Origin of the sequence: Vibrio sp. Sgm 5 (assembly GCF_026241575.1) — a bacterium.
In the GTDB taxonomy this organism is placed as follows: domain Bacteria; phylum Pseudomonadota; class Gammaproteobacteria; order Enterobacterales; family Vibrionaceae; genus Vibrio; species Vibrio jasicida.
Window position 1 is genome coordinate 35,317 of the sequence record NZ_JAPHPY010000029.1, and the last position, 18,786, is coordinate 54,102.

The following is an 18,786-nucleotide window of genomic DNA, read 5'->3' on the forward strand; positions in this document are numbered from 1 at the left end:
AGGGAAACAAAAAGCCACGCTTTAACATGAAAAGCGTGGCTTTGTTATATCGGTTGTTTGTATGGCTAGTTTAGTGCGTGTTTGATTCTTACCAAGGCTTCATCCAGTGTGCCTGATGGGCAGCCTAGATTAAGGCGAACAAAGCCAGAACCTTCTTTACCGAAAGCGATACCCATGCTCGGGACAAGCCCTGCGGCGACAAATTTTTGCTCCAGCTCGGCGTCGGTCAGGTTGAATGCGCGGCAATCTAACCAAGCCAAGTAGCCTGCTTGTGGGGCGATAAATTTCACCTCTGGCAGTTCCGTTAGTACAAACTGCTCAAGTTTGGCGATATTAGCTCGCAAGTAGTCTTTTAAGTCCATCAACCAATTAGAGCACTCTTGATAAGCAATAGTCGCTGCACTCATCGATAGGCTATTGAACACGTCCATACCATGAGCATCTAATCTGTGAACAAACTGTGCTCGGAGTGATTCATCTGGAATCATAAAGTTAGAGATTCGCAGTGAAGACAAGCCAAACGTCTTACTTGCAGCCGTAGCTACTATCAGACGTTTTGTAAGATTTTTTGGAAGACGTAAAGCAGAGTAGTACTCCGCATCGCCAACCACTAAATCGCCCCATATTTCATCACTCAGCAGCCAAACTTGGTACTGTTCACACAGTTCGGCAACCTTTGTCATTTCGCTTTCAGACCAAACTCGCCCTGTTGGGTTATGTGGGTTACAGAAGATCATTGCTTTTGCGCCATTAGCAAAGCAGGTTTCGAGATGATCAAAGTCGAGTTGATAGTCGCCTTTGGTTTCCGTCAGTGGGTTCTCTACGACAACACGATCGTTGAATTCAATGATCTTACGGAAGGAGCCATATCCCGGACTCTGCATCACGATGCCATCACCTTTTTCGGTGAGCATTTGCAATGCCATCGCGAGTCCAGGAAGTACGCCATGCACCGTAGTGATCCACTCACGCTCAACGTGGGTGCCATGCTGGTTTTGATACCAATCGATTGTAGCTTGGTAGTACGCATCATCGCGTTCTGCGTAACCAAAAATTCCATGCTCAACACGTTGTTGTAGCGCGTCTAATACTACTTGCGGCGCTTTAAAATCATAATCGGATACCCACATCGGGAGTAAATCCGTGCCAGCCAATCCCAGCTTTTGCTGCATAAAGTCCCATTTAACAGAGCCACTTTCCTTGCGGTTCAGAATTTGGTCGAAAGCGTTCATCAATGATTTACCTTATTTTGTTTCTACTGCTGGTGTATTTGAATGCTCTTTAGCAATCTGTTGTTCGTTTTGTTCTGGCTTTGCTTTTGCGATACCAAAGCCAGTGAAGCCATAAATCAGAGCGAAGATCACGCCGGTGTAACATTGAATCGCCCATGGTAGGTAATCCAACGTTGCCACGCCTAGCGTACCGGCCATATAGATACCTGCGGCTGTCCAAGGAACCAATGGTTCAATAATGGTGCCGGCATCTTCGATGGTTCGAGACAGGTTCTTCGTGTCTAATCCCATTTTTCGGTAAGCGTTTTGGAACAACTCACCCGGAATCAACAGCGCTAGCTTGCCGTCAGAAGTGGTGAAAACCACAGTGATGGTTGCCACAACGGTCGAAGCAATCAGCTGACCTGTGGTGTGAATCGCATGTAGGAATTTGCCTAGTACCACGTTTAGTGCGCCAGTTAGGCTCAAAATACCAGCGAAGGCAAAGGCACAGAATACAAGTAGAATCGTGCTCATCATTGAGAACAGACCACCACGGTTAAGCAGTTTGGCGATATCTGGCACTAAGCCATTTACGCTGTGACCGTTTGCCTCAAACATGGCTAGGTTGAAGCCGTCTACGTAAGCTTGGAAGCCTTGTTTTAGTGTGAAGTCTTGGAAAACCATGCCTAAAACAATCGCGATAGCCGATGCGCCAAGCATCAATGGCAGAACCGGTTTCTTAGTCAACGCGCCCCATAGGATCATCACTGGCGGAATAAGAAGTAGGATGTTGAAGTTGTATAGATTATCTAAGCCCGAGATGATTTGAACAACTTTCTCTGGCTCGTGAATGTTCGCGATATCAGCATTTTGACCTGCAAAGAAGAACACCACAGATGCAATCACAAAGCCCGGCAGGGTGGTGTAAAGCATGTGTTGAATGTGTTCGTACAAGGTGGTGCCTGAAACGACAGGCGCAAAGTTGGTTGAATCTGATAACGGTGAGATTTTGTCACCAAAGTACGCGCCAGATACCACAGCACCAGCCGCAGCTGCGAGCGATACATCAAGTCCTGCCGCAACACCCATTAGTGCGACACCAACGGTCCCCGCTGAGCCCCAAGACGTGCCGGTACAAACGGAAACGACACTGGTCACAAAGAAAGCGGCAATAAGAATGTATTCAGGGCTGATGACTTTAAGTCCCCAGTAAACCATGTAAGGGATTGTGCCGCTGACCATCCAGCTGGCAATCAAACCACCAACCGAGACCAAAATCAGAATGACTGGCATCGCTTTGGCCAGTTTTTCTACGATGGCGTTAATGATGTCATCCCAGTTGTAACCGATCTTCCACGCGATAAGACCAGTAAAGGCAGCTGAAATCAGTAACAGAACTTCAATGCGAAGTCCGAGTATTCCGTATCCGACAGCCAGAAGTGCAAACATCACCGCAATAGGGGCGAGTGCTAATCCGAACGACGGCAGAGGCTTAGAATTTGTCATGTTATTTATCCTCAGGATCGATGTAGGGTTTGTTCGAAATGGATAATAACGGTCACATAATAGGCAAAATGAGAGCGGTGTGTTGTTTTCATGTAAGCGCTTACATGAGGTGTGCGAATGTAAGGTTCATCACAATTTTATCCGATCTTTTGTATTGCTTTGACGGTTTGCCTGCTGACTAAGCTTGCTTCAAATTGATGCAGGTTTGGTGGCGAATAGCCGTCTTTACTTAAGTTTAGTGCTAATTTCGCTGCATAAGTCGACATTTCGTCAATTGGGTTATGCATGGTGGTCAATCGTGGATAGAGGTAGCGTGCAAGCAACACATCATCAAATCCAACCACGGAAATATCATCTGGCACCGTGAAGCCCTGCTCATGCAAACTTGCCATTAAGCCAGCCGCCATTACGTCGTTAAACGTCACCACTGCAGTGACTCCTGGACAGGATTGAATAAGTTGGCGACCTGCTTCCTCTCCTCCAGACTCACTGAAGTTTTGGTTGATTACCCAACCTGTTGGGATAGCTAAATTGGCTGCATTCATTGCGTCTCGATAACCTTCAAGGCGGTCGGTTCGATCTTCAATGGGTAAGTCACTGGTGACACAGGCGATCTTGCGATGACCTTGCTGAATCAAATATTCGACCGATTTGCGCGCACCGACTCGGTTGTCTACCCAGACAGAACGATTGGAGATTTGTGCAATGGTGCGGTTGAGTAACACCATCGCCGGAAGCTGTGCAGCGTATTGCATCAGCGTGGTGTCATCGAGCATCTTTGAGTGTACGACCATCGCCTCACAGCCCTGACTGATGAGAAAGTCGAGCCCTTCTTTTTCTCGTTGCGCATTGTGCCCGCCACTGACTACGACCAACTGGCAACCATTGGCACGAGCCACTTCTTCTACGCTTTTGGCGATCAAGGCGAAAAAAGGGTCAGCCAAGTTCCCAGTGAGTAAACCTAGCGTGTTATTGCTGCGGTTTGCTAGCGCTGTTGCTCGCGCATCTCGGCGGTAGTTGAGCTCTTTAATGGCGCGTTCGACTCGCTCTTGCGTTACTGGTTCAACATAACTGGTGCGATTGATAACACGCGAGACTGTTGCCGTAGAGACACCAGCCATGTCCGCGACGTCTTTCATGGTTGCCACTAGATTTCTCCAAGAGAGTAACAGGGTGAATTGAAAGGGAGGATATGAGGCAGAGTGTAGCGGCTATTAATTGTTGGTTATGTTAGTAAGTTCAAAGGATAGAACTTTAGAAAAAAGCGCTCCTATCTTGTTTTATTAATTCAACAAGATAGGAGAAACAAAAAAGCCACGAACCTGACGATATCGGGTGCGTGGCTTCTTTATCTATTAGCCAATCTTTTTATAGGCGACGATATGAGACAAGAAAAGGAGAGAGTATCTCTCGTTGAATCTGATTTTATACTCGTGCTCAGCTTCGGATAATGGAGTCCAACCATTGCCAAAATAATCGTTTATATCGTCAACTGCTTCAGTCTCATCTTTTAAATGTTTTTTGCTCCACTGATAGGTACAGGCTAAAACCAAAACACCGTTAGGAGCCGTTGCGTCCATTAATGCTTCCACGACCGTTTTAGGGGAGTCACATTGATCCAGTACATTCAAGCAAAGACTTAAATCGTGCTGCTCCGCGACCACGCCATTTTCAAAAGGTGCTTCGATGAGAGAAAAATTCACATGGTCACAAGCTTTGGCTATTGAAGATGCATCAAATGTGAAATGCTTTTGCTCTTTTAAGCTCTTAATATAGTGGAAGTCACACTCTCCCCCATCGATCAGTAGCTGTTTCAAGTTTGATAACAAACGATGAGAAGGTTCTACGAGCGTAGCCGAATTGATACTTGGTATGTTGGTTATCAATTCATAACAGTTTCTCCCGAGAGCAGGTCCCACTTCTAATAGGCTTTTAGGAGAAAGGTTTTCACTACCGAGAGCTTCAACAACAAACTGCGCGACGTCTTTCGAATGGCTTGAAGAGACAAACCAATCTGGCACTGACTTAGACTGGCTATCAAGCAGTTTGCTCACGCCGTTTTGTCGAAGTTTATCAAGCCACTGAATCTCGAAATATGCTGCTAACCCTTTGTGATCGATATAGAAATCTTCCACTTTTACTCCTTTTTGATATTCCGTTATTGAGCGCTAATTTTGCCCCATCGATCAAAGGTGAGTAAATGCTAAATACCAATCATTGAAATTCTGTCTGCCTTTATTCTTTTCATATTTACAATGAGTTAATGTTGTTTTTATGCTGAGCAGATAACTTTCGGAATGTGCCTAAGGCCCAACATGGTGCATCCATCTTCCAAGTAGCTATCGGTGACAACATCGAAGCCGAACTTGCCGTAGTAGTCTTTCAAATGTGCTTGTGCGGATATAAAAATGCTGTCGGTCGGGTAGATCTTTCTTGTGGCATCGAAACTCACTTGCATCAAATGGTTGCCGATGTTTTTCCCTCTGTAATCCTCTGCGACGATAACGCGACCAATACACACGTCATTGGCATCAGAGTTCAGCAAGGGTAAAACATCAACGGGATATCCGAGTTTCGGAGGCATAATACGACTATAAGCCACCAGACGTTCGTTATCATATCCCATCACATGGTAGGTGTCGGGATGGTTATCTTTACCATCCAAATCGCTGTATGGCGTGTTCATGTCCACGATGAAAATATTGACTCTTTGCTGCAAAAAATCGTAAAGCTCTTGAACAGACAGATCTGCGAATTTCTTAATTCTCCATTCGAGCATCATGCTTCCCCTTGTATTATTTTGGGTACAACATAAAGCGTATTTGTGCGCGATTCATTAACCTTTGTTAATTGCTAAGCTCCAGCTTCAATACAGATTTGCTGTATTGAACGGCTAAAAAGCAAAAGCCCCACTGACTTGGTTGTGGGGCTAATATTGGAAGGGATACGCTCCGATCTATCGGGGAGTCAAAACGGGAATTGACCCGCAGTCGGGCCAACCAAACGCATTTCCCAATCTTCGACTTCACCGGTTTCTAAGCGGCGTTCAACAAGCTTGCCCCAAGATTCAACCAATGGAAGTTCCGCCAGTTGGCTTAGCTCTGTTTTATCTAGGCAACCAGTAAATACTGCGCCCATGATGCGAGCCAATGACCAGTCTAGGTAAGGTCTTTCACACAGAATTATATCGTCACCTGCGCCGATATCGCCTTCTTGCAACACTCGGAAGTACCAGCCTGTTCGAAGCGTGTCTTGCAGTCTTCTCGCCATGTCGTTTTGCTCAAAGCGGACGTTGAGTTTCCAGCAAGGCATGCGCCCCTGAGATACTTCTAACAAGGTTGAGCCGATACGGATCTTATCTTTTAAGCAAATGGACGCTTCTGTTATACCACTTGAGCTTAGGTTTTCACCGAACGCGCCAGCTGATTGGAAAATCTCTTTATCGCCTAACTCTTTCTGCCAAACCGGATAGTGCTCGCTTGGGTAAATATGAAGGGCTTTTTGAATCCCACCATGGAAGCGTGGATCGCCTTGTTCGTCATTGGTAAAACCCAGTTCTGTTGCGTGCTGACGCTGCGGTAGAACCTGTTTGTTAATCGCACTTTTCGCACCATGTGCAAAGGCAACGGTTTTACCTGCTAATACGCTGTTAACTATGCCTAACTTCTTCATATTCTTTCCTTATCGCCTAAAACTGATTTGCCATACAGCATGAGACAAGACCACGCTAGCGCTCGCCCAATGACTTAAATACCGGAATCGCTGCCAGTACTTCAATGCGCTTTTCTGTGCTTTTTAAGTAGCGCGTTTCGCTATCTGAAACCAACACATGACGTTGATAACCTTCCGTTTTAGGAAACTTGGTTAACACGGTTTCAAGCGATGCTTCGCACTTGTCTTGGTTGATGTTATCAATATCGACTTTGAATAAGAGTTGGTTTTCTTGGGATATTTCAACTTGATATCGCATACGTCGCACCTCACTGCTTCATTCACTTTGCCGAGCATGATAGCCTAGTGAACTTGTGTCAGAGTAGGGATGTAAGGACAGTTAATGATGCCAACCCGCCAAATCGATTCTCACTCCGGTGTCATCACTTCTAATGAGATGATGGCTGCCAATCCCCACTCACCAGCTTTGGTTAAAACCATCGACATGCCCAAAGGTTACATTGATGCGCTGCACCAACACACGTGGCATCAAGTCATCTTCCCTATTAAAGGGTTATTACAAACCAAAACCGATCATTACCAGCACCTTGTGCCCCATACCTCTGCGCTGTTTGTACCTGCGGGTATTCAACATGAATCCATCGCGCTAAGCCATACGACATTTGTCGGTATCTATCTAAACCCTAAGTTCGGTACTGAGTACGAGCATCAAGTTCGAACCATCACACTCACTCCGTTCTTAAACGAGCTGTTACAGGAAATACGCCGCCAATGCGAAGGGTTCGTCAGTGATGAGGAAGTATCACGATTGCTTGGCGTGTTGCATGATCAAATCATGAAAGATAACGTGCAGACCTTTCAGTTACTGCTGCCTGAAGACAGACGCTTAAAGCTGATATTTGAAGCGTTGACCGACACGCCAGTATTGGATTGGTCACTCAAACAGTGGGGAGAGAAAGTCGGTGCATCCGAACGAACGTTGTCGCGCTTGTTCTCCAAAGAGTTCAACACCTCGTTTCAACTTTGGCGACAACAAATTCGGCTGATTTATTCGCTCTCTTTGCTAGATGAAGAGCTCTCGATCCAAAGCATTGCCGATCAAGTGGGGTATCAAAATGACTCTTCCTACATCAAAGCGTTTAAAGCCTATTTTGATGTCACCCCACAACAGTTTCGCGTGAATGGTAGAAGGGGATAGCGAGTCCAATCTTGCCCATCATATTAATCCAACGGCAATTGGAATGTACTCTTGATTTCCTTAACTGAGACGTTGGATTGAATGGCGCTGATGCCTTTCACGCGGCGAATAGCACTGATGCGGTCAAAGTATTCGTCCAAGTCTCTCGCCACTACTTGCACCATGTAATCTGCGCTACCTGCAATGCAGTGACACATTAAGATCCAATCGGTTTCTGCGACAAAGTCTTCAAAAGGTGTGGTGTTTTCTACCTCGTGACTGCCTAGTGTCACCAGCGTAAAACCAGAGACTTGAAAGCCGAGTTTTTTGCGATTCAACTTGGCGGCGTAACCCTCAATGTAGCCTTCCTCTTCCATTTTTTTCCAGCGTCGCCAGCAGGGCGTCTCACTCAGGTTAACCGTCTCCGCGAGCTTGGAATTACTCATGCGGCCATCTTTCTGAATATGGTTAAGAATAGCGAAATCGGTACTATCCAATTCAAAGTTGGTGGATTCTTTCTTTTTCATAATTGTTTTGGAAATAATCTGCTCAAATTGACTTTTATCGTAGCGCAGATAGCAATTTTCTTTCTACCCAAATCGTTAGACTGTTTCACATATTCGTTGATTACTTTTTGGGAGAGAGTGCATGAGTGCTCAATTGTTGGCGGCATTTTTGTTGTTTGCCGTTTCTATTTCTTTAACGCCGGGAGCGGGTAACGTCGCGCTGTTAAGTATTTCGAGCCGATATGGGTTTTCTGCGACCGTGCCGTTTGTATTGGGCAATGCAGTCGGGGTGATCATCATGTTGGTTGGTGCAAGTGTGGGGCTTGTCAGTTTGTTTACCCTTTACCCAGATTTGTACATGGCGTTAAAGTGGATTGGCGCGGCGTACCTGCTGTATCTCGCATGGTCGATTGCTACGATGGAACTCGACAATGATTCGAATGCAAAAAAGTCCGGCTTTTTATCTGGCGTTTGGGTGCAAATTCTTAATCCGAAAAGTTGGGTTGCGTCGCTGACGGTGTTCTCTCAATTTATCTCGCCAAACAATGATTACCTGACTCAAGTGGTGATCATTATCAGCGTGATGGTGGGAACTGGTGTGCTGGGGATGTTTGCTTGGGCGTACTTTGGCACCGTATTGAACCGCTTTATACAGTCACCACAAAAGGTTATATGGGTAAACCGATGCATGGGCAGCAGTCTCGCTTTAGTGGTGGTGTTTATGCTGAGTCAGCCCGTTTAAGCTCTTATCCAATTTGACGTGCGCGCCGAGAAAACGTTATATACCCGTTTCGCTATGGCGCGCCATATTCCCTCTAGCAATCTCGCGGTATCCAGATGAGCTTAACCAAGACCAACTCGCATAAGACAAACACTCGCGTTAATCAACTGAGCTTTGGCTCGCCAAGTGAATCGTTGGTGTTGCAGCATGTTGAGCTAGAGCCACTCGCTTTGAGTAACGTTCGCGTGCAAATCGAAGCCACAAACATTAATCCAAGTGACCGATTGTCGATTCAGGGAGTAGGGCAGTATCGTCGTACCCATGTACCGCCGCGAGTCCCAGGGTTTGAAGCGGTTGGACGTGTGGTTGAGATAAACGATCCGCGTCAAACCGAATTTCACATTGGGCAAAAGGTGCTGGTGGCACAAAGCGGGACTTGGCAAAGCTATGTCGATGCGCCTGCGGAGAATGTCTTTGCAGTGCCGGAAGAGCTTGAGAATGGCTACGCTTGCCAGTTGTATATCAATACCCTGACGGCTTGGGTGATCACCACTCACGTTGCCAAGTTAGGTAAAGAGGATGTGGTGATCATCAACGCAGGTAATTCTGCGATTGGTAAGATCTTCGCTCAGTTGTCGCACTCGCTCGGATTTACTTTAATTGCGATAAGCTCCGCGCCAGAGTGTTATTCATACGACTCCATTGCAGTGCTAGATAACAAGCAGGATCTGCAATCTCAAATCGATGTCCGAGACCTGCCTCAACCCAATGTCGCATTCGATGCCATTGGCGGCAAGTTTGGCACCGAACTAATCCAAGTTCTGCTTAGTTCGGGAACGTATATTAATTACGGAACGCTTTCTCTCACCCCTTATGAGCCTGCTTTCTTCGCTTGTATGAAGCAGAACAATATCGACTTCAATACGTTCTTTTTGCGCTATTGGGAAGAGTCGGTTGGTAAGACCGTTCGCAAACAAGTCTTTGCCGAGATGCTAGAACACTTTGTGGAACACCAGATACAACTCGATGTGGATCGCTACCTTCCGTTAGAACAGTTCCAGCGCGCCTTCGAGCTGATAGAAGATGAGTCGGTCACGCTGCAAGGCAAAATCATTCTGACCATGCAGTGACGATATTCACGCAGAGGTTGCTGGGTAAATTGAAAAACAAAAAAAGGATGGCATTCACCATCCCTTTTTGCGTTCTCGTTAGGATTAACGGAACTGTGGCATGTAGTCGAGGTTAGCTTTAATCGTCTCTTCTAGAGCCTTTTCTAGAATCGTCCCGGTGGTTACTAACGGGTTTAAAATCAATGCTCGATGCGCGGCATTGCGGTCGCCTGTGACAGCCGCTTCTACCGTGAGTGATTCAAAGTCTTTCATCAATTGAATCAAGCGCAGCGTATCGCTTGGGAATGGCGCGACGTTTAAAGCCACAGGTCCCGATTTTGTGATCATGCAGCTGACTTCCACCGCGCAATCGTCAGGTAAGCCTGCAATGGCACCGTTGTTACGGGTGTTTACGTGCATAATGGTGCGCTTATCGTTGTAGATAGAGCTCATCAGCTCGCAGGCAGCTTCTGAGTAGTATTGACCACCACGCTTTTCGAGCTCTTTTGGTTTCTCGTTTAGTTCTGGATTGCGGTAGATATCGAACAGTCGTTTCTCCATGGCTTTGACCACTTCACCGCGTGTGCCTTCGCCGTTCGCTTCTTCAATCTCTTGGCTCATGATGTCTTCGCTGGTGTAGTAATAGCGCAGGTAAGCACACGGGATCATCCCCATATTACGCAGCAACTCTTGTGGCCAGTCGAATGGAGGAATATTTTGCGGCACCAAAGGATCGTTGCCGGATAGGATCTCTTCGACCACTTCTTGCAGTTTGTCACGACCTTCGTGCAGGATCTGGCGTGCCCAGATAAAGTGGTTCAAACCCGCAACTTGCAGCACAAACTCTTGCTCGTTAGCACCGAGCATTTGGGCGATGCCTTTTTGCATGATCACTGGCACGTTACATAAACCGACCGCTTTCACTTTGGTGTGTTTGAGAATCGCTTCTGTCACCATGCCTGATGGGTTGGTAAAGTTTAGCAACCAAGCATCTGGACACAACACTTCCATCTCTTTACAGATTTCCAGCGCGATAGGAATGGTGCGACAGGCATTGGCAAAACCGCCTAACCCATTGGTCTCCTGACCGATCATGCCGTACTTCAGTGAGATACGTTCATCACGGATTCGACCTTCCAAGCAGCCAGCTCGAAATTGAGAACATACAAAGTCTGCGTTTTTCAAAGCAGGTTTGCGATCCAAGGTGACGTGCACATCAATATGCGACATGTCGTTTTTAGCCAGCATGCGACGTGTCAAATCGCCAATGATGCTGACTTTCTCTGCACCATCTTCAATATCAACCAACCACAGTTCGCCGATTGGCAGTTCATGATTGCGTTTGATCAGACCTTCGATCAGCTCTGGTGTATAGCTAGAGCCTGCGCCAATGATGGTAATTTTAAGATTCTTTTTCATCGTGATGTTCTCGTTATGGATAAGACAAGTTGATTAAAAAGCATCCTGATGAGCTTCACAAACCAAACAAATCTTGCTATGGATTAGTGCAGCTAATTTATAGAAGGTCGAGTGATGGACAGAAAGCAGCAGATGCTCTCCAATATGTACACTTTTGCGATTGCAGGTAAGTTTCTTAGCTTTACCAAAGCAGCGGAAGAGCTCTTCATTACCCAAGGGGCGGTGAGTCAGCGAATCAAATCGTTAGAAGAGCAACTGGGTTTCAGTTTGTTTGTGCGCATGACGAGACGATTAGAACTGACCAAAGAAGGTGAGCGATTACTGCATGCATTAAACCAATCGTTCGACGTTATTTTCTCTGAGCTCGAAGACATCAAGTTCAATGAACTGCGTGGTGAATTATATATTGGAGCAGCGCCGACGTTCGCCCAGAGTTGGCTTTTGCCAAGGTTGCCAGATTTCCAACGTTTGTATCCGCATCTCAATATAAAACTGAGGGTGAAAGCGAGCCGTTTGGACTTTCAGCATGAGCCCGTCGATATCGCGATTTACTACAGCGATAGCGAACATCCGGGCTTTTACCATCAGCGTTTATTTGATGAAGTGCTGTTGCCGGTTTGTAGCCCCAAATACTTTAACGACCATTTTACTGAGCCAGCGCCATTGCTTGAGCAGTTGGCCGGCGTGACTTTTATTCATTGCTCTGAATCATTAGAGGCGAGTGAACCCAATCAAGAATGGGCGATGTGGCTGGACAAACAATCTAACTCGCTACTCAACACACTTAACGTGATGGACAGAACTTACTTGTTTAATCACGCCGATATGGCAATGACAGCGGCTAAGAACGGAATGGGGTTGGGAGTCGCTCGTGAATCGTTAGTGAAAAGCAGCCTAGAAAACGGTGAACTAGTGGCACCTTTTGAGCGCGTAAGTGCAGAGCGAGGCTACGATTTGATTTGTTTAAACGGTCAGCAACACAGACCAAAGAATGCTGCATTTATTGAATGGCTTGAGACGCAATTACCAAAGAATGAATAGGGGATGATAGGGTAGGTAAGCTTAACTTCCTCCCTTTACTCGATGAGAAGGGAGGAAGAATAAGTCTTGAAATTAACTCGCGATAATCTCATCCATCAAGCGGTCTATCTGAACGACTACTTGTTCGCTGGCGTCTTCCATGGCGTTAATGGCGGTCACCATGCCAGCCATGTTGCCTGATTTGGCTTGGCTCATCGCTTCACGTCCGCTGTCATGCACGCCTTTGTGTGGTTCTTCAAGTAACGCATAGCTTCTTAGGTGGCTATACGCTTTACCGTCACCTCGATAGTACCATTGGCCTAGCCTGCATTCTGAATGGCTATTAACGGTTTCTCCAAACGAGCCTTTTTGCAGTAAGCGATAGATGTTGTTCTTCCAAATTGCGTGGTCGAGCTTGACGGTATCCAAGAAAGCGCGTGTGGAAGCAATATGGATCACTTGCTGCATGTGCTCTGATTTCACGACGACTTCGTTCACGATAGAGCCAATCTGTGCTGAAGATGCTGAAACTTCTTCTGCACACGTTTGGTTTTCATCAATCGAGCTTTTAATTGCATTTACTTGCGTGAGTACTTGATTCACAAGCGAGTCAATCTGTTCACTGGCTTCACTCGCTTTGCCCGCAAGGTTTCTTACCTCGTCGGCTACCACCGCAAATCCGCGTCCTGCTTCACCGGCTCGTGCGGCCTCAATAGCGGCATTTAGAGCAAGCAAGTTAGTTTGGTCAGAAATTTCTTGAATAGTAGATACAAGAAGGGAAATAGAAGTGGCGGTTTTATCTAATATTTGAACTGATTCAATGCTTTGAGAAGCTTGAGTGCTGATCTTCACTGCTCGGTTGTCCAGACGAGCGAGAGCTTGGTGTGTTTGCTTAAACATCTCATCCAGTTGTTGCAGTTCTTGGTTCTCGTGCGCCATAGATTGCGCACTCTCCACCATCTCAGTTCGAATGGTTTGGAGCATGTCTCCACCTTTCAAACTGCTCGACATCAACTCATCGCTATTGTGGTGTTCTTGCTGAGCGGAGCGAACAAGTTGTTGCGTCTCTTGGAGCTGATTTTCCAGAGCAGCAACGTCAGTTTGGTACTTTTGTTTGAGGTCTGCTAACTCTTGCTTTAGCGCCTCATTGTCGGCTTTGATTCGTTTTAATCCAAACATAAGTTTTATAAATGTAACATGATGTTAAAAATTGCATGCTAATCGAGTTGAGTATCGAATACACGATCACATTCATATATTTGCTTAGCCGAATCACACTTTTTCAGTAAGGTTTATTTAAACAACAAAAGCCAAGGTCAAACGATGTTGAGCTTGGCTTCTCTGTTAAAAAACGGCGCGAATTTAAGCCGTTATAATTCCTGCATAAGTTGAATGTAATTCCCACAGGTATCATCGAGTACGGCAATCATTACAGGGCCAGCTTCTCTTGGCTCTATAGAGAAAGCCACGCCGAGTTCAGAGAGTCTCACGTATTCTTTCTGCAGATCATCGACCGCAAAGGAAGTCCAAGGAATCCCCGCTTCTTTGAGGGCATTTTGGTACACTTTTGCTGGTCCAAACGCCATCGGTTCTAACAACAATTCAACCCCAGATTGTTCAATCGGAGAAACCACTGTTAACCATTTATGTTCACCGATAGGTACTTCGGTTTTTTTGATGAAGCCAAGAACATTGGTGTAGAAATCGAGGGCTTTGTCCTGATCGTCCACAGGTACGCTGGTTAGGGAAATTCTGATCACGGGTATTTACCTTTGCTAGGTTTGGATGAGGAAAAGATACTGAAAGTGAGGCTCAAAAACTTATTCTAGATTGCTTTTCTGCATTTTTTGAAACGCTTTGGGTGAGTAACCTGTGCTCTTTCTAAAGACACTCGAAAATGTGGTTAAGCTCTCATAGCCAACCTGAAAACAAGTATCCGTGATCGAGTTACCTTCCTTGAGTAGCGCTTTGGCTTTCTTAATCCGCATATCTCTCAAATAGTTTCGTGGCGTCACGCCATACATCTGTTTGAAAATCCGTACATAGTGGAAGCGCGACATAAAGGCGGCTTTGGCTAAGTCGTTTAATTCGATGTTTTCTGAGTGATGCTTTTCCATAAATGCTTTCGATTGCCTGATCAGGAGAAACTGCTTTGGACTCAACGGCATCTCGCTGTATACGCGGTCAATTTCTTGTTCATAGAAGGTCTTTGGGCGAGATGACATCGTATTTCCACATTCTGAAAGCATCGTATTGAGTCTAACACTGCTTCGGCAAGATTGAATAAACGAGTGAGTTAAGTGCTCGACCTTGCGCGAAATACCTTTCATACCTCATCCCAACCTTCTTCCTAAATGTGGATTATTTGGTGGTGATGCGCTCGATCTGATTAAAAATAAATCACTCATTAACGTAAAGAATGTAAATGAGATTAATTATCATTAAGCTTATGTATTATGCTGCGCTCCCTCGTTATTGTTTATAAAATATAAGTAGTATTATGAAACTGAAGTCACTTTCCGCAGCCATCACCTTTGCGATTGCCTCTTTTGCTGCTCACGCTTCTGACGAAAACATCGTCGTTGTCGGTTCTGCTCTTGATCAACTTGTTCAAACTGAAATCAACTCAGAGACATTAGAACAAAAACAAGCGTCTGATATTAAAGACATACTGAACACCATGCCGAGTGTCACGGTTGACGGTAACGCACGTTATTCTCGCAAGGTTTACATTCGCGGTATGGAAGACAAATACTCGGTTGTCACCATTGATGGTGCACGCCAAGAAGGTCAGTTATTCCACCACTCTGGCGACCAGACGTTTGACCCAGCCATGCTTAAATCAGCTGAAATCACCTTAGGCGGTAACTCGGTACTGTCGGGGGCGGGCGCGATTAACGGCTCATTCAGCTACGAAACGAAAGATCCCAGTGACCTCCTTGCAGAAGACGAAAGCATCGGTGCTCGCGTTAAAACGGGGTATCAAACGGCTTACGAACGCTTCACGACGAACGTTGCGGTTTACGCGAAACTGAACGATGAACTCCAACTGATGGGTATTGCGAACTACTCAGATGACGGTGAGTTGTACATTCCGGGTAAAGATGATGTGACTTCTAAGCAAGGTAAGCTGAAGTCTGGCTTGGTGAAAGTGGTGTTCGTACCAAACGACGCGAACGAGTTCAAACTGTCTTACGACACGTACCAAGACGGTGGTAAACGTCAGCTATCGGGTGAGAAAGCGGGTGCACTGTACGCACATGATGAGCACAACTACCACTCGATTAACCGAGATACTGTGACGTTTATGCATCGCTACGACAATGGCAGTGACTTGGTGAACCTAAAGACGAATCTATACTACAACCGTCAGTACATGGATCGCGATGCGCTAACTGAAGAGTATGGTGATTGGAACCAAGTGAATGGCGCTTGGGAATTCACCAAAGACGGTGACCTATCAATTCCTTCTCGTGAGTACAACGTGACGACAATTGGTGGTGATATCCGCAACATCTCTTGGGTTGGCGAGCATGAGTTGACTTATGGTTTCGAGGGTTACAAATCAGAGCAGTGGGTTGATTCTGGCCTTGGCCATTACACGTCGGGTTCGAAACTCGGTCAGACGAAGAACTACGACATCGACGGCGGTACAGTAACGGCTTACGGAATCTACGCTCAAGACGCATTCGAAATTAATGACTTCCGTTTTGTGACCGGTCTTCGTTATGACGTACATGAGCTGGGTGGTGTATTTAAAGGTAAATACGACCAGCTGTCACCTAAGTTCCAAGGTGAATACCAAACTACAGATAACCTAAGACTGCGTGTTGGTTACGGTCGTCTATTTAAAGGCGCTTCACTACCTGAAACACTGACTATGAAAGCGGCGGCTGACGTAACTCAGGCAGACACCAAAGCCATGACAGGTAACAACTACGAAGCGGGTTTCGATTACGACATGTCTGGTTTGCTAGTGGCGGATAATGCGATTCTTGGCTTCACTGCATACCAGTACGATCTGGATAACCAAATGCACCCGACCAAGAACAACAGAACCTTGGCTAACCAAAATGATGTAGAAGTTTGGGGTGTAGAAACCGTATTTACTTACAGCATTGAAGATTTCGACCTGTACGCAAACCACTCATACTCTGATGGTGAGCAAACCAGTCTAGAAAGCGGCAAGACGAGCCACATGAACAAGACGGGTATTCACAATATCAAGGCGGGCTTTAAGTACGACGTAACCAGTGAAGTGGTGTTCGGTTGGGATTCACGCTTCGTTCCGGGTAACGACTACACAGACGAAGATGGCGAGAAAGTTGAACGCCCTGGTTTCGCAACGCATAACCTATGGGCAGTGTACGTACCAGACTTTGCGAAAGACCTGTCAGTTAACCTAGCGGTCGACAACGTGTTCAACAAGCTATACTCAGAGCACACAGGTTTTGGTATCTCTTGGGGTTCAGTGAAATACACCAGCTACGAAGTGGGTCGTAACTTTAAAGCGTCTGTGGCTTACAGCTTCTAATCACGCTTAACTAAATCACTCCAAAAAAACAAAACCCCGATAATTGGTGATCAACAATCGGGGTTCTTTTTATCTCACTTTGCCTATCAAGGCGGAACGAGCATTATTTGGTATGAAAAATCTGCTCAGTCTCTAGCGATGTCATTGCGCGAACTTGGCGCCAGATGTAGTAGAAAATACCAAACATCATCAACATGCTCGGGATCGCAATCATTGGGTAGCTGTACAGCGTTAGTTTACCTAACTCTTCATTGAACGCTGCTGTACCTGCTGGGCTGGTTACAATCCACGTTGCTAAGAAATAGTTCATTGCTGATGAGAATGCGAATGTGCTGGCGAACAGGTAGTTTGAAGACATCAAGCAGCGCTCGAACGCTTGAGTTTTTCCGTTTTGTACCAAACGCTCGTTAATCAGCGGTAGGTTCAAAATCGTGTCATTCAACAGCATCTTCTGCATAAGCGGGTAGCGAGTGAAGGTTGAGCCCAACACAGCAAGACCAATCAAACCTGGGATTAAGGCTTCTTTCAATGCCAACCAGCGCGTGTCTAGTTCTAACAAACCGATACCGCCGGTTAATAGCACGCTGATAAAACCAAGTGCAGAGATGAAGTTAAACTTCTTGTTGCGGATAAGATCCATGCCGCCGTACACCAAAGGGAACATCAAAGCGACAACCAGTGCCAATGCTGTACCTAGGTGCTCTTCACCACTGAACTTCATCAAAATGAATGAAGGAATGATGACGTTAAACAGGATCTCGAATAATGGATTCGACTTTTTCGCCGTGGTGTTACTCATAACTTTACTGACTCTACTATGTCGGCTGAATTTTACTTTGGGGGAAGTGTTCTACTCCTTGCGCCAGATGTAAAGCCTTAAAGCCCCGAGTTGTGTAACGACTTATGAAATGAACAGTGAATGAGCTCTAATTGAGCATGGTTTATGGTGTGTGTTGGGTAGGTCGATAGAGCCTACCTAAATCTGATAGGCCCTGTTATTTCTTGTATTTGAGGCTTACTGATGCGCTTCTTTAATAACACTTAACCCTTTATCCATCAGCTCTTGTGTTACTACGTCAGACAGATTGGAATCGGTAATGATGCCGTCTAATTGCTCGATATTTAATGCATGAAAGCTGGCAATTTGGCCGTATTTGGTGGAGTCAGAAACAAGGTAGTTGGTTTGTGCCGCTTTGACGATGGCCTTTTTCACAAGGACTTTGTTTTCGTTTGGTGTTGATAAGCCTTTTAAGCTCCAAGAAGACGTCGAGATAAAGGCAATATCAATGTTCAATCCGTTCAAGAACTCTGCGACTTTTCCACCAACTGTGGATTGGTTCTCACGATCAATTTTGCCCCCTGTATGGTAAAGCTCACATTGACTGTGCGTCATTAGGAAAGCGGCGATAGAAAAGTCATTGGTGATCACTAATAGATCGTCACGATCCGCTATTTGATGGGCGATCTCTAGAGAAGTAGTTCCCGCATCCAAGTAAATCGTAGCGTCTTTGCCAATTAACGTGGCTGCAAGTTTGCCGATTTGAACCTTCTCATCCGCTTGTTGCTCGACTTTAGCGTCATGGGAAAGCTCAGAATGTAAAGCCTGAGCCAGTTGCACTCCACCAGAAACAGAAACGACTTTACCTGAGGATTCCAGTTTCACGATGTCACGGCGAATGGTCATATGTGATACGCCAAGGTGGTCGGTTAAATCTGAAATGCTTAACACTTCTTGGTGTGATAACAGGGACAAGATGGTTCTTTGACGTTCTGCTGGGATCATGATTTCACTTCTATATTCTTGTTTTTCAGTATCCTACCAACCTTTTTGCTCTTTGTGAATATCTGTGAATATATGTTCTCAACCTAATAAGCCTTGCCCTCCCTTGTGTTAACTGGTCTGGTTAT

19 protein-coding genes are annotated in these 18,786 nt (G+C 45.8%); 5 read left to right on the forward strand and 14 right to left on the reverse strand.

Features of this window, described 5'->3' with window-relative positions; translation table 11 throughout:
- Positions 1-65: 65 nt before the first annotated feature.
- The 7 genes from OQJ86_RS16185 to OQJ86_RS16215 all read right to left on the reverse strand — a co-directional run bounded on the left by OQJ86_RS16185 (position 66) and on the right by OQJ86_RS16215 (position 6,690).
- Positions 66-1,232 (reverse strand): MalY/PatB family protein, encoded by a 1,167-nt coding sequence (locus OQJ86_RS16185; protein ID WP_265988384.1) that lies wholly within the window; start codon positions 1,230-1,232, stop codon positions 66-68.
- A 12-nt stretch (positions 1,233-1,244) separates the two neighbouring features.
- Positions 1,245-2,720 (reverse strand): Na+/H+ antiporter NhaC, encoded by a 1,476-nt coding sequence (gene nhaC, locus OQJ86_RS16190; protein WP_265988385.1) that lies wholly within the window; start codon positions 2,718-2,720, stop codon positions 1,245-1,247.
- A gap of 137 nt (positions 2,721-2,857) precedes the next feature.
- A complete protein-coding gene (locus OQJ86_RS16195; RefSeq protein ID WP_038871463.1) occupies positions 2,858-3,868 on the reverse strand; it encodes a LacI family DNA-binding transcriptional regulator in 1,011 nt (336 codons plus the stop codon).
- Positions 3,869-4,075: 207 nt separating this feature from the next.
- A complete protein-coding gene (locus OQJ86_RS16200) occupies positions 4,076-4,855 on the reverse strand; it encodes a hypothetical protein (RefSeq protein ID WP_104027291.1) in 780 nt (259 codons plus the stop codon).
- A gap of 137 nt (positions 4,856-4,992) precedes the next feature.
- Entirely contained in the window at positions 4,993-5,499 is a 507-nt protein-coding gene (locus OQJ86_RS16205; RefSeq protein ID WP_104027290.1) for a GNAT family N-acetyltransferase, read from the reverse strand.
- 188 nt (positions 5,500-5,687) lie between these two features.
- A complete protein-coding gene (locus OQJ86_RS16210) occupies positions 5,688-6,392 on the reverse strand; it encodes an MOSC domain-containing protein (RefSeq protein WP_265988386.1) in 705 nt (234 codons plus the stop codon).
- 55 nt (positions 6,393-6,447) lie between these two features.
- Positions 6,448-6,690 carry a hypothetical protein gene (locus OQJ86_RS16215; RefSeq protein ID WP_265988387.1) on the reverse strand — a complete coding sequence of 81 codons (243 nt, stop codon included), beginning with the start codon at positions 6,688-6,690 and terminating at the stop codon, positions 6,448-6,450.
- A gap of 84 nt (positions 6,691-6,774) precedes the next feature.
- Between OQJ86_RS16215 and OQJ86_RS16220 the strand changes: the two genes are divergently transcribed.
- Positions 6,775-7,590: an AraC family transcriptional regulator gene (locus OQJ86_RS16220; RefSeq protein WP_265988388.1), complete on the forward strand. Its 816-nt coding sequence runs from the start codon at positions 6,775-6,777 to the stop codon at positions 7,588-7,590.
- A gap of 23 nt (positions 7,591-7,613) precedes the next feature.
- Here the strand turns inward: OQJ86_RS16220 and OQJ86_RS16225 are convergent, their stop codons facing one another.
- On the reverse strand, positions 7,614-8,096 hold the full coding sequence (locus OQJ86_RS16225; RefSeq protein ID WP_265988389.1) for an Lrp/AsnC family transcriptional regulator: 483 nt from the start codon (positions 8,094-8,096) through the stop codon (positions 7,614-7,616).
- Between the two features lie 121 nt (positions 8,097-8,217).
- Between OQJ86_RS16225 and OQJ86_RS16230 the strand changes: the two genes are divergently transcribed.
- The gene (locus OQJ86_RS16230; protein WP_038879834.1) at positions 8,218-8,817 is read left to right on the forward strand and encodes a LysE family translocator; all 600 of its coding nucleotides are present in this window, start codon (positions 8,218-8,220) and stop codon (positions 8,815-8,817) included.
- Positions 8,818-8,912: 95 nt separating this feature from the next.
- The gene (locus tag OQJ86_RS16235) at positions 8,913-9,926 is read left to right on the forward strand and encodes a zinc-dependent alcohol dehydrogenase family protein (protein WP_265988390.1); all 1,014 of its coding nucleotides are present in this window, start codon (positions 8,913-8,915) and stop codon (positions 9,924-9,926) included.
- Between the two features lie 84 nt (positions 9,927-10,010).
- Here OQJ86_RS16235 and OQJ86_RS16240 read toward each other — a convergent pair whose 3' ends face one another.
- Positions 10,011-11,324, reverse strand: coding sequence for a 6-phospho-beta-glucosidase (locus tag OQJ86_RS16240; protein ID WP_265988391.1), 1,314 nt, complete (start codon positions 11,322-11,324; stop codon positions 10,011-10,013).
- A gap of 114 nt (positions 11,325-11,438) precedes the next feature.
- Here OQJ86_RS16240 and OQJ86_RS16245 point away from each other — a divergent pair, with 114 nt between their 5' ends.
- Positions 11,439-12,365 (forward strand): LysR substrate-binding domain-containing protein, encoded by a 927-nt coding sequence (locus OQJ86_RS16245; protein ID WP_038871440.1) that lies wholly within the window; start codon positions 11,439-11,441, stop codon positions 12,363-12,365.
- 72 nt (positions 12,366-12,437) lie between these two features.
- On the opposite strand, the gene OQJ86_RS16250 is transcribed toward OQJ86_RS16245, so the two are convergent.
- The 3 genes from OQJ86_RS16250 to OQJ86_RS16260 all read right to left on the reverse strand — a co-directional run bounded on the left by OQJ86_RS16250 (position 12,438) and on the right by OQJ86_RS16260 (position 14,569).
- Complete coding sequence (locus OQJ86_RS16250; protein WP_042600239.1) at positions 12,438-13,523, reverse strand: methyl-accepting chemotaxis protein; 1,086 nt, start codon at positions 13,521-13,523, stop codon at positions 12,438-12,440.
- 191 nt (positions 13,524-13,714) lie between these two features.
- A complete protein-coding gene (locus tag OQJ86_RS16255) occupies positions 13,715-14,104 on the reverse strand; it encodes a VOC family protein (protein ID WP_038871435.1) in 390 nt (129 codons plus the stop codon).
- 60 nt (positions 14,105-14,164) lie between these two features.
- Entirely contained in the window at positions 14,165-14,569 is a 405-nt protein-coding gene (locus tag OQJ86_RS16260) for a helix-turn-helix transcriptional regulator (RefSeq protein WP_102388968.1), read from the reverse strand.
- Positions 14,570-14,844: 275 nt separating this feature from the next.
- On the opposite strand from OQJ86_RS16260, the gene OQJ86_RS16265 reads away from it, so the two are divergent.
- Positions 14,845-16,878, forward strand: coding sequence for a TonB-dependent receptor plug domain-containing protein (locus OQJ86_RS16265; RefSeq protein WP_265988392.1), 2,034 nt, complete (start codon positions 14,845-14,847; stop codon positions 16,876-16,878).
- 103 nt (positions 16,879-16,981) lie between these two features.
- On the opposite strand, the gene OQJ86_RS16270 is transcribed toward OQJ86_RS16265, so the two are convergent.
- Together OQJ86_RS16270 and OQJ86_RS16275 are read right to left on the reverse strand one after the other, a co-directional pair.
- Positions 16,982-17,677: a VC0807 family protein gene (locus tag OQJ86_RS16270; RefSeq protein ID WP_038871427.1), complete on the reverse strand. Its 696-nt coding sequence runs from the start codon at positions 17,675-17,677 to the stop codon at positions 16,982-16,984.
- Between the two features lie 216 nt (positions 17,678-17,893).
- Positions 17,894-18,661: a DeoR/GlpR family DNA-binding transcription regulator gene (locus OQJ86_RS16275; RefSeq protein ID WP_038879823.1), complete on the reverse strand. Its 768-nt coding sequence runs from the start codon at positions 18,659-18,661 to the stop codon at positions 17,894-17,896.
- Between the last annotated feature and the right edge of the window lie 125 nt (positions 18,662-18,786).